Source organism: Chryseobacterium antibioticum (genome assembly GCF_012927325.1).
In the GTDB taxonomy this organism is placed as follows: Bacteria; Bacteroidota; Bacteroidia; order Flavobacteriales; family Weeksellaceae; genus Chryseobacterium; species Chryseobacterium antibioticum.
The window spans coordinates 1-11,564 of record NZ_JABBGI010000019.1; the positions used below are offsets into that span (position 1 = coordinate 1).

Genomic DNA, 11,564 nt, shown 5'->3' on the forward strand with positions numbered 1-11,564 from the left:
TTTTTTCTTCTCGATTTAACTGCTTGATTCACTGTTAAATATACAAAAAACAAACCAAAAAAACAATTAAAATAACTGATAATCAACGTATTAAATCCATAACTTAATGACATTGGGCTTTAGCCCGTTCACCTTAAAAGCATAATCCAAAGGCTTTAGCCAAAATATCATCTTTATACGAAACAAAAAAAATGTGCTTCATTTCTGAAACACATTTTTATATTATTTAAAAATCGAAATTAGAATTTAATAACCGATTTCATTCTATCGTTTTCTTCCATTACCAATTCGTCATCTACAAGAATTTTTCCTGAATGCTCATCAATAATGATTTTCTTTCTCTGTGCAATCTCCATCTGCTTCTGAGGAGGAATGGTAAAGAATGAACCTTTTGGTGCTCCTCTTTCTAATCCTACAACCGCTAATCCGTTGATAGAGCTCTTTCTGATTCTGTTATATGAAGCTAGTAATCTTTCGTCAATCTTACTTGCATACTCTTTAGACTGCTCTATTAAGTATTCCTCTTCTTTTTTAGTTTCAGAGACAAGACCATCCAATTCTACTTTTTTGAATTTTAAATGGTTTTTTAGGTCACTGATTTTCCCGTTAAGTTCGCTTAAAGTTTCATTTTTGTGAGCAATTTTAACTCCGAATTCTTTAATTCTCTTGTCAGCAAGCTGAATTTCCAGCTCCTGGAATTCCATTTCTTTTCCTAATGCTTCAAACTCTTTATTGTTTCTTACCGTATCCTGCTGAGATTTGTATTTTTCAATTAAAGTTTTTGCATGGTTGATCACTTCATGCTTGGTTTTGATCTGGTCGTCCTGATCTTTGATATCTGCATGAAATTTTTCAGCTCTTTTTTCAAGTCCTTCAATCTCAATTTCAAGATCTTCAACTTCAATTGGCAATTCTCCTCTGGTATTTCGGATTTCATCCAATCTTGAATCAATGATCTGCAAATCGTATAAAGCTCTTAATTTTTCTTCAACTGAAATATCGTTGGTTTTTGCCATATCTTAAATGAAATAATTTACTGGGTTTGTTTTTTCAATAGATTTTGAAATTGCAAATGTACTAAATTTTTGTGACAAAATTTCAAATAATTGTTGAGTTACAAATTGTTCTGATTCATAATGGCCTATGTCGCAGATCAGCATTTTGGATTCTGCCATAAAATAGTCGTGGTATTTGATATCTCCGGTAAGATAGGCATCACATTTCTGTGACAAAGCTGATTTTATTCCGCTGGCTCCGGATCCTCCAAGAACACCTACTCTTCTGATTTTTTTCTGCGTAAAATCAGAATGTTTAATCACTTCAAGTCCGAATTTTTCTTTCACGAGTCTTAAAAAATCCTGTTCATCCATCTCTTCCTCAAAATCGCCATACATTCCCAATCCTGAATGCTGGTTTTCGTTATCCAGCTGATAAATCTGATGGGCTACCTCTTCATAGGGATGCGCTGCCTTCATCGCTGAAATAATACGTCCCTGTTTATAGCTTTCAAAAATAACGGATACCATATCTTCATCTGCCTGTTCACGGATATTCTGCTGTCCTGAAAATGGATTGGAACCTTCCCCCGGTCTGAAAGTACCATTCCCGTTCAGTGTAAAACTACATTCATCATAGAAGCCTATATTCCCCGCTCCTGCAGAGAAAAGAGCCTCTCTCACTTTGTCCGAATGATCCTTCGGCACAAAAACCGTTAACTGTTTTAAATTATTTTTTTTAGGCTGAAGAATTTTCAGATCTTTTAATCCTAAATGGCTGCAGATTCCATGATTGACTCCAAAAAAGTCATTATCAAACGCCGTATGTATCGCATAAATGGCTATTTTATTCTCAATAGCTTTTAGCACAGCTCTTTCCACATAATTCTTCCCCGTCAGAGATTTTAATCCTGAGAAAATAATGGGATGAAAACATACAATCAGATTACAGTTTTTCTGGATAGCCTCATCCACCACATTCTCCAGTACATCATGGCATACCAGTATACCGCTGACATTTCGGCCTGGAACTCCACAGAGCAGTCCTACATTATCAAAGTCTTCCGCCAGCTGCAGAGGAATACGGTTCTCTATTTTTGAAATTACTTCGCTTATTGTCATTTTATTCTGTATGTTTGCTACGAAAGTAACGATAATTTGTTAATTTTAAAAAACATTAAAAATGGAAAGAGAACATAATCTTGTTCCTGAAGACAAGCTTTGGAAAAGGTTTCTTTACAGAGTCATCTATCGTGCCGACACCAGACTCGGGAAGTTATTTGACATTACATTATTATCTCTGATCCTGATAAGTACGGCCATTATTATGATGGAAAGTGTACCTCAAATCGACAAAAGATTTCACAGAACCTTTCTGATCCTGGAATGGATTATTTCTATCTTCTTCACCGTCGAGTACTGGATGCGTATCAGTGTGGTAAAAAATAAGAAAAACTATATTTTCAGCTTTTTCGGAATCATCGATTTTTTGGCACTGGTTCCTTTCTTCCTCAGTTTTTTCTTTCCGGTCACAAAATATTTTCTGATTTTCAGAATGCTGCGAATGCTGAGAGTTTTCAGAATTTTCAATCTTCTGGATTTCATGAATGACGGCTACCTCATCGTGAGAGCCTTAAAACACAGTTCCAGAAAGATCTATATTTTTCTTTTATTCCTGATTATTTTCTCAGTGATCGTAGGCTCCCTCATGTTTATGGTGGAAGGCGGAAGACCCGGTTTTGAAACGATTCCGCAGTCTATTTACTGGGCGGTAGTTACTGTAACCACAGTGGGTTATGGTGATGTCTCCCCTATTACGCCAATGGGTAAATTTTTTGCTGTTATTTTAATGCTTGCCGGATATTCTATCATCGCCGTTCCTACGGGAATTGTAACGGCAGAAATGCGGAACAAAAGACAGAATCTGGAAAAGATCTGTGACCAGTGTGGCAACGAAGATATAGATGACGACGCGAGATACTGTAAACAGTGTGGCAAGAAATTAGCTTAGTATTTGGTATTGATATTAATCTATTCACCAAAATACCACAAAAATCATGGAACCACAAAAGAAAAATAAACCCAATAGTCTGGTCATTATACTTTTCTCTTTAATCGTATTAATGATCATTATTTATTTTATACTCGTAATGTTTTTCCCAACTGTCTTTGAGCATATGAACACAGGAGATATACAACCAGTACCCAATAAATGATAAGGATGAGTAATATAGAGAAAGCCGGCCATATGGCCGGCTTTCTCTATGAATGTGAGTATTTTCTTTTTATTTTTTGATGGCTTTAATCATCTGTTTAGAACCGTCTTTCATATTTAAAGTCACAAAATACAATCCTTGTTTCAGGTCTCCCAAATGAAGAGCAGAAGAAGGAGTATCAATAGTTTTCACCAATCTTCCGGAAACATCAGAAACTGAAACCGACTTCACAAGATCTGCTTTTGAAATGTTCAATACATCTGTGAAAGGGTTTGGATGAACATTGATATTATTACCCTTTACCTCCACGTCATCGGTTGCTAATAAATTACCCGGATCATATACTGAAATTTTAAATTCCCCTGCCTTAGGATTAGGGATACCATTATAAGGTTTCACTGATCCGTTGCTTGCAACAGCAAACAGAATGGTTTCACCCGGGACTCTTCCGGTTAATATTACTCGTGAAAATAAATTAGTTGGAGAAATATTATCATTACAAAAGCTAATTGTGCTCCCACATCTTCCTGAATTTGTAATTACAGAATCAACAAATGGAGAGCCTGCTACAGGAGCTGTTTCAATAATCATACCTCCTGAAGCCGGAACTACAGCTTTAAACCAAGCGTAGAAACTGCCATAACTTGAACAGATAGGATTCGAACGAATGCCTCCAACGTTTGATGCCGTAACAGCACCAGCATCAAAACTGTCTGCGACCGCTAATGATATAGGATTATTACATATAGTATTTGTAAGCGGGGAGGTTATACATAAATCAAATGTATATGCGAAGGGACCGCTTCTTTCAGTATAAATCCTTATATAGTACGTTTCACCTGGTACAAACCAAGGACTATTTACGTAGCCAAAAATACTGTCATAATTATACATTTCCTGACGAGTACATTCGAAATCGACCAGCGCCCCACAATCAGAACCTTTATATATCTTTATCCAAACTTCTGAAAGGTTATTTCCCACAGGGGTAAGGTTTTTTAAACTAATTCCATGAACATTTTGAGTTGCCGTAAATTTATACCATATATCATCATCGATGAATGTATTACTTGTTGTATTACATCCCACCAAATTAGGATTAGATTCCGAAGCATCATAAGTCGTACCTGGAACTGTTAAATTACAGGTTGTTCCAGGATTTACAGGTACAACAATGGCGTTGCTACAATAATCATTGACCGGAGCATTCGGAGTACCTATACAAATATTAAAATTATGCGCCATATTTGTAGTTGATGCATAAACCCTTATATAATATGTTTCTCCAGGAGTAAGACCTACCAAATTCGTAGGACTTGAATAGTATCCACCACCAGTTGCCATAATACTGATGCTGATACATTTAATACTCGTTAAATTTCCTAAAGTCCCACTATACACTCCTGCTGCAAAATAATTTGAATACATAGGCCCAACAGAAGTAATGTTTTTAAAATCAATAGTATGTAAGGTTTTGGTAGCCTTAAATTTATACCAAACATCATTAGATATACTTCCTGTACATGGTGACACTATTGAAGGGACGGATTCAGACGCTCCATAAGTTGTTCCTGAAGTCGTGAATACACAATTTTTATCAGGGTTTATGGGTAATGAAGTCGCATTGACAAAGTCATTATTAACCGGAGTCGGCACAGCAATAGTACCAATACATATATCAAATGTATAGGCATGAAGTATTGTAGGCGTAGTACTGCCATAACTGTAAACCCTAACATAATATGTTTCTCCGAGATTTAGTCCAGACATAACGGATGCTATATCATTAGCAGTAATACAAATCGTACTTACTAAGCTTCCACAGCTTCCTTTAAATACTTGTGCATATAGTTTAGGGCTTAAATAAGGGCTTAAAGCAACCGTATTTTTCAACCATAGCGTATGCGTATTCGCAGTTGCAGTAAATTTATACCAAACATCATCATCAGGACTTCCCGTACAGGGAGATGTCAACATTCCTGAATAAGTAGCAGAAAGTGTAGTTCCGGATGTAACAATCCCACAATTTGAATCTGGGTTCACCGATAAAGAAATTGCATTTGCGCATTCATCATTTGGAGGAGGAGTATGAGTACCTACGCATAATTTAAAACTAGCAGCGCTGCCCATTCCTGAGCCTGTGGTATAAACTCTGATATAATATTTTTCTCCCGGGGTAAGATTCGTTAGCGAAGCAAAATCCCATTCACAGCAAAGTAGATCAGTTAGCGCTCCACAGCCACCCTTCATTATCTGAAACGATAAATATTGTGAGCCGGTCATAGATCCGGTATTGACAATATTTGAAATGCTAACAGTATGTGAGGTTGCAACCGCTACAAAACTAAACCAAACATCATCATCTGTATTACCAAAACATGTAGAAGGTATTCCAGAGGATGTAGCACCTAGTGTATTTCCGAAACTACTCACCGCACAGTTCATATCTCCGTTTACCGTTAAAGGGATTGCGTTGACACAATCATCATTGGTAGGAGGAGGGAATGTTTGTGCTGATATAGATATATTAAGGGTTAATATTAATAATAGTAATAATCTGTTTAATAGTTTTTTCATGTTAATCTTTTTTCAATATGGAAAGATAAAAAAAAACGGTTATGATATAACCGTTTTTTTTATGATAAATGACAAGATTATTTTTTGATGGCTTTAATCATCTGTTTAGAACCGTCTTTCATATTTAAAGTCACAAAATACAATCCTTGTTTCAGGTCTCCCAAATGAAGAGCAGAAGAAGGAGTATCAATAGTTTTCACCAATCTTCCGGAAACATCAGAAACTGAAACCGACTTCACAAGATCTGCTTTTGAAATGTTCAATACATCTGTGAAAGGGTTTGGATATGCTTTAATATCTTCTTTTGCTTTGGAAACTTCAGATGTAGCCAATGATGCAGATTCTACTTTAAAGTTATCTACGAAGAATTCGTAGTCTTCAGGATCGTTCACAGACCCGTCCGAGGCATAAAATGCAAAGATCGTATTCGCTCCCGTATAAGATGTCAAATTATAAGAATAGGTCGTAGAGGTATTAGATGGTCCACTCGCATTATCCCACGTCTGAAGGACAGTCCATGTACTTCCTCCATCACCTGAAACCAAGAACTGAACCACGTCGTCAGATCCCATAGCAGAAGCAGTAGTCTCCAAAAATTCTGTAACTCCATAATCAAATTTAACCCTGTATCCTCCTGCAGACAAATTGAAAGGTAAGGTTTTCAACCATGCTTTAGTTCCGGTAAAGTAAAGGTTTATTTTTGCCGCATTATCACCGGAATTCAGGAAGTCTCCATCAAACCATAATTCTTCCGTATCGTCAGGTCCTGTACTGGCATCCCCACCCGAAGCTTGTTCCCAACAGTTTCCAGGGAATGTTGAAAAATCGTTTGTATAGGTTACGGAAGGTACTACAACGGCACAAAGTGTTGTAAATGATGTTCCTATCGACCATGCACTTTTATCAGAAGCACTGCATACAGATCTCACCCATACATAATAAGTAGTAGCAGAAGATAGCGTAGACAGAGGCACCGATGTAGAAGATGCTCCTACACTTCCTGTTGCTGCAGTAGTACTGGTGGGTGCTGTATTTGTTTGAGAATAATAATATTCGTAACCTACCCCTACGGTACTCGTTGAAGCTGTCCATGCAACAGATGCTGAGCTTGAAGTGACTGCACTGGAAGATAGATTACTCGGTGCCAGACAGCTTGGTACAGCTCCTATAGTCACTGTGTAATCATGTGCTTCTCCATACCCAGATGTATTACAAGGTTCTGGTTGACTGGAATATCGGTCCCCTACTCTCATTCTGTAAGTTCCGGGTGTCACTGTAGCAGGAATAATGATACTCCCGTTAGTAATTGAATTATCATCAGGTCCCACACTGCTTGCCGCTGCAACCAGTTCTGGCGCTGCATCATCAAAGGTTCCATTATTATCAAAATCGATCCAGATACGCACATTCTGATTGGAATAGTCATGGCCAATAGAAAAGGCATAATTAACTCCGGCACTCATGTTAATCGTCTGTGAGGTATAATCTCCGTACGCTCCCTGAGAGCAGCCTGTATCCAAATGACTAAATCCCGCAGATGGAATCGCAAAGCTGTCGATCATGTCCCCTCCATCGCAACCGCTAGAAAATTCGGGTATGCAATAGGTCTGAGCAAATGCACACGTGCCAATCATTAGTAAATTCGCAAGTAAAATCTTTTTCATGTAATATTATTTTATGGTAATCGCTAATTTAATAAAAAAAACACAATATCTATTTTTTTTGTTAAAAAAATAGATAGCTCCTTAAGTTTTGTATAAAAAACTTTGTAAATAATTAATTTTTAATTGATTATATAAATAAGCCTTCCACATATATAAACATAAGCAGTATAAAAGTTTTTGCATCAATCATTAATGCACATCATTACACTTATAAATACAAAAAAATAGCAGCTTTTCAGCTGCTATTCTATAAAATAATAGGGTCAATAAAATTTTATTTCTTAATGCCCTTGATAATTTGTTTTGATCCGTCTTTCATGTTAAGAGTGACAAGATACATTCCTTGTTTAAGGTCTCCTAGTTGAAGAGCTGAAGAAGGATTATCGATAGTTTTCACTATTCTTCCTACAAGATCAACAATTGATACTGATTTTACTTTAGAGATATCAGAAATATTCAAGACATCTGTAAATGGATTTGGATACGCTTTAAGATTATTCTCTTTTTTAACATCAGATGTACCCATTGTAGAGCAATCCTGTGTCACAGAAATAGTATATTTTCCAAATCTCGTGGCAGCATAACCAGTCAGTAATACATAATACGTTGTACCTGCTGTTGCATTGAATGTTAAAGTAGATGAATCATTAAGATTAACACCAGGACATCCGCCATCAGCATATCCAACTCCTGACGTATTACTTACACATGTAAGTGCTGCACAACTTCCTGAATACACCCTTAAGTAGCTGTCAAATTCTGCTCCACAAGCACTTACTGTAATAGCCCCTGCTACATTAGCTTTTACAGTATACCACACTCCTTTATAACTTGCCGTAGTAGTTGTACCACCACAAGTACTGCTAGGTAAAGTTTCATTGGCAGCAAGCGCATTGTTACCTTCTACTGTTCCTCCGCAAGGAATTGCTATTGCAGTATCACAGGTATCATTAGCAGGAGCCACTGGTGATGTAACACAGATGCTGAAAGTTGAAGCTGTAGCAGCTGTACTTGATGAAGAATATACTCTTACATAATAAACCTGACCTACGGTCAAGCTCTGCAACAGTACATTTGAGTTACCAAAACCTCCATCTGTACACGCAACTGTTGTAAAACTTCCGCAAGATCCTGAATAAACCTGTGTTGCTGTAGCATTATCAGTATAATTTACTGTTACCAAATGAGTAGTCGCAGTAGCCGTAAATGAATACCAAACATCATCATTGATACCAGAAGCAGCACATGTTGGTGTTGTTCCAGTACTTTGAGTCGCACTATAAGTAGAACCGCTTACTGGATTCATACAAGTTCCTGTACTACCTACAGTTAATGAAACAGCATTAGCACAGTCGTCATTAGCTGGAGGAGGAGGCAGAGTACCGATACATATACTAAATGTATTGGCATAAACCGTTGTAGAAGTATTTGCGCTGGAGTTATAAACTCTTACGTAATAAGTCTCTCCAGCTGTAAGACCTGTCAGTGTAGTATAATTTGTATTAGATGTGATGCATGTTTTGTTTACCAAAGCTCCACATCCTCCTGTGAATACCTGAGCATACAAGCTCGTAGATGAGCTGCTTCCTACAGATACCACATTTTTTAACCAGATTGTATGCGCAGTACCTGTTGCAGTAAATGCATACCAAACATCATCATCAGGAGTGCCTGTACAGGTACCTACAGGAATTGAAGAATTGGTTGCTCCCAAAGTAGTTCCAGAAGCTACAGATCCACAGCTCATATCTGGGTTCACAGTCAAGGTAACAGCACCTGCACAATCATCATTTGCAGGAGGCGCAGGAAGCGTTCCGATGCAAAGATCAAATGAATTTGCATATAGTGAAGCTCCTGAATTAGCATTTGAATTATAAACTCTTACATAATAAGTATCCCCTGCTGTCAGATTAGACAAAACAGTATAACTTGTATTTGAAGTGATACATGTAGTGCTGGTCAATGTACCGCAAGCACCACTAAATACCTGAGCATATAGTGAAGTAGATGAAGATGTTCCAACAGAAACTACATTTTTCAGCCAAATCGTATGTTTGGCACCTGTAGCAACAAATTTATACCATACATCATCATCCGGAGTACCAGAACAAGCACCTACTGGTACATTGGAGTTAGTTCCTCCTGAAGTGTTTCCTGAAGTTACAGAACCACAGTTCATATCAGCGTTCACCGTTACCGTTACAGCATTTACACATTCGTCATTCGCAGGTGGTGGTGGTGGCGTAGATATACAGATAGTAAAGCTTGCATTGGTATTTGCATTAGGTGAATAAGTATAAACTCTTACATAATAGGTCTGACCCACGGTAAGTCCTGTCACTATATTTAAATCCGCATCAGAACACAATAAGTTGGTCATACTACCACAGCTTCCTCCAAGAACCTGAAAGTACATGTCAGTGTCTGAACTGACACCAGTAGAAACTACATTGGAAATGGTAATCAGATGACTGCTTCCTGTAGCTGTAAATCTATACCAAACATCATCTCCCGGGTTACCACTACAAGGTGTAGCTGCCATAGAAAAAGTAGCCCCAAGGGTATTCCCTGGTGTTGTAGCAGTACAAGTCAATCCTGAATTAACCGTTAATGAAACCGCTGCCGAACAATCGTCATTAGCCGGAGGTAATGTTGCTCCGGTAGTAAAGTTCCTTTCAGTACATCCCGTAGAAGTAGCACTTCCGGTATAAGCTGTTATCGTATAAAAATATTGAGTAGAAGGATTAAGCTGCTGTGCAGTGGTTAAAGTGTAAGTTAAAACATTTCCTAAGTCAAAATTACTCAAGACATTATTAGCGCCTGCAGATGTTCCGATACTCAAACGGTATCCCAGCACTCCTGTTACAGCAGACCATGTAAATGTAGGTTTTACCGAAGTTCCCAGTACAGATGCTGCAGGAATACTCACGGAAGGACATCCCAACGAAACAGTAGTAAAGCTCCTTTCTGTACATCCGGTACTTGTTCCTGTTGAGTTTAAAGCATTCACCGTGTAATAGTACTGAGTACTGAAGCTAAGAGCACTCGTAAATGTATAGCTGGTTACATTTCCCAAATCTACCATATTCATTACATCTGTACCTCCTGGTGTAGTTCCTACGCTCAACTTGTAAGAAGATGCAGAGTTGGACCCGGCCCAGGTAATAGTAGGTAAAACAGACACATTGGTAGCATTCACTGCGGGAGCTGAAACAACCGGACAAAGCGGCGCCGCCGGAGAAAGACCCAACAATGCGGTAATAGATTTGGTAGCCACACGTGTTCCTGAAGGAGGAGCTGTAGGATCCGGGTTTATGGTATCACTTCTGTACGCCAATCCGGAATTTGAAGATCCTGTATACGTGTAGAACTTATTACTGGTACCCGTAAAGTCTGCCGTATTTTCATCAATAGCGATAATCAGGTTATCTGTATTGTTATAGGCAAAAGGTGAACTGAAATTGACAGTAACTTCACTACCTACTATACTTACCGCTCCTGAAAACACCTGGGTCATACTGGCTAAAGGAACCCAGTCTGTACCAGAGCTAAAAGTTGTTTTAGTGGTATGTCCTACATAAACCACCCAATCAACAGATTTAGAAATATCTGCAGTATTCGGGAGAAAAAATTTAACACCCGTAATATTGCCAGCTGCTGTTGTATTAATTTCAGTCTTGGTAAAAATCTGCTGACTGTAATTATAGCCAAAATTCACATCCACGGGCATATACCCGCCTTGTGTAGTCCCACTGCCCAAGACAACCTGGGCATTGATGAGTGTCGCCATGAGAAAAAATAAACACGACAATAGAGTTTTTTTCATACGTAGTAAAAATAAAACTAGAGGGCAAAAGTAAACAAATATTTAATCTAAACTCAAAAATTATCATAAAATATTAACAATAAAGTCGTAAAATAGTTTATTTATTAATTAAAAGTAAATACGCGTTTAATTTTAACATTAAATCATTAATAATTGAATTTAATTCAAAATACTGATTTACAGGCAATTAAATTAAAAACAAAAATCCAAAATAATGGATAAATCCCGATTTAACGTAAAAAAGATATTTATTTTTTCACCAAGCAACGACTTAAAATCAACAAAA

Annotated in this window: 6 protein-coding genes; 1 reads left to right on the top strand and 5 read right to left on the bottom strand. The window is 37.6% G+C overall.

Going from position 1 to position 11,564, the window contains the following annotated elements:
• Nucleotides 1-239: 239 nt before the first annotated feature.
• A complete protein-coding gene (locus HHL23_RS14960) occupies nt 240-1,016 on the bottom strand; it encodes a zinc ribbon domain-containing protein (RefSeq protein WP_169235596.1) in 777 nt (258 codons plus the stop codon).
• Nucleotides 1,017-1,019: 3 nt separating this feature from the next.
• Nucleotides 1,020-2,117, bottom strand: coding sequence for a Nif3-like dinuclear metal center hexameric protein (locus HHL23_RS14965; RefSeq protein WP_169235597.1), 1,098 nt, complete (start codon nt 2,115-2,117; stop codon nt 1,020-1,022).
• Nucleotides 2,118-2,178: 61 nt separating this feature from the next.
• On the opposite strand from HHL23_RS14965, the gene HHL23_RS14970 reads away from it, so the two are divergent.
• Nucleotides 2,179-3,006: an ion transporter gene (locus HHL23_RS14970; RefSeq protein WP_169235598.1), complete on the top strand. Its 828-nt coding sequence runs from the start codon at nt 2,179-2,181 to the stop codon at nt 3,004-3,006.
• Nucleotides 3,007-3,280: 274 nt separating this feature from the next.
• Here the strand turns inward: HHL23_RS14970 and HHL23_RS14975 are convergent, their stop codons facing one another.
• From HHL23_RS14975 to HHL23_RS14985, 3 genes are all read right to left on the bottom strand, one after another.
• Nucleotides 3,281-5,788 (bottom strand): T9SS type A sorting domain-containing protein, encoded by a 2,508-nt coding sequence (locus tag HHL23_RS14975; protein WP_169235599.1) that lies wholly within the window; start codon nt 5,786-5,788, stop codon nt 3,281-3,283.
• Between the two features lie 77 nt (nt 5,789-5,865).
• Nucleotides 5,866-7,452 carry a GEVED domain-containing protein gene (locus HHL23_RS14980; protein WP_169235600.1) on the bottom strand — a complete coding sequence of 529 codons (1,587 nt, stop codon included), beginning with the start codon at nt 7,450-7,452 and terminating at the stop codon, nt 5,866-5,868.
• A gap of 274 nt (nt 7,453-7,726) precedes the next feature.
• A complete protein-coding gene (locus tag HHL23_RS14985; protein WP_169235601.1) occupies nt 7,727-11,242 on the bottom strand; it encodes a T9SS type A sorting domain-containing protein in 3,516 nt (1,171 codons plus the stop codon).
• Nucleotides 11,243-11,564: the final 322 nt, after the last annotated feature.

What these genes read in the sequence shown, in the direction of transcription:
- HHL23_RS14960 (WP_169235596.1), bottom strand. Translation starts at nt 1,016, where the DNA reads ATGGCAAAAACCAACGATATTTCAGTTGAAGAAAAATTAAGAGCTTTA.
- HHL23_RS14965 (WP_169235597.1), bottom strand. Translation starts at nt 2,117, where the DNA reads ATGACAATAAGCGAAGTAATTTCAAAAATAGAGAACCGTATTCCTCTG.
- HHL23_RS14970 (WP_169235598.1), top strand. Translation starts at nt 2,179, where the DNA reads ATGGAAAGAGAACATAATCTTGTTCCTGAAGACAAGCTTTGGAAAAGG.
- HHL23_RS14975 (WP_169235599.1), bottom strand. Translation starts at nt 5,788, where the DNA reads ATGAAAAAACTATTAAACAGATTATTACTATTATTAATATTAACCCTT.
- HHL23_RS14980 (WP_169235600.1), bottom strand. Translation starts at nt 7,452, where the DNA reads ATGAAAAAGATTTTACTTGCGAATTTACTAATGATTGGCACGTGTGCA.
- HHL23_RS14985 (WP_169235601.1), bottom strand. Translation starts at nt 11,242, where the DNA reads ATGGCGACACTCATCAATGCCCAGGTTGTCTTGGGCAGTGGGACTACA.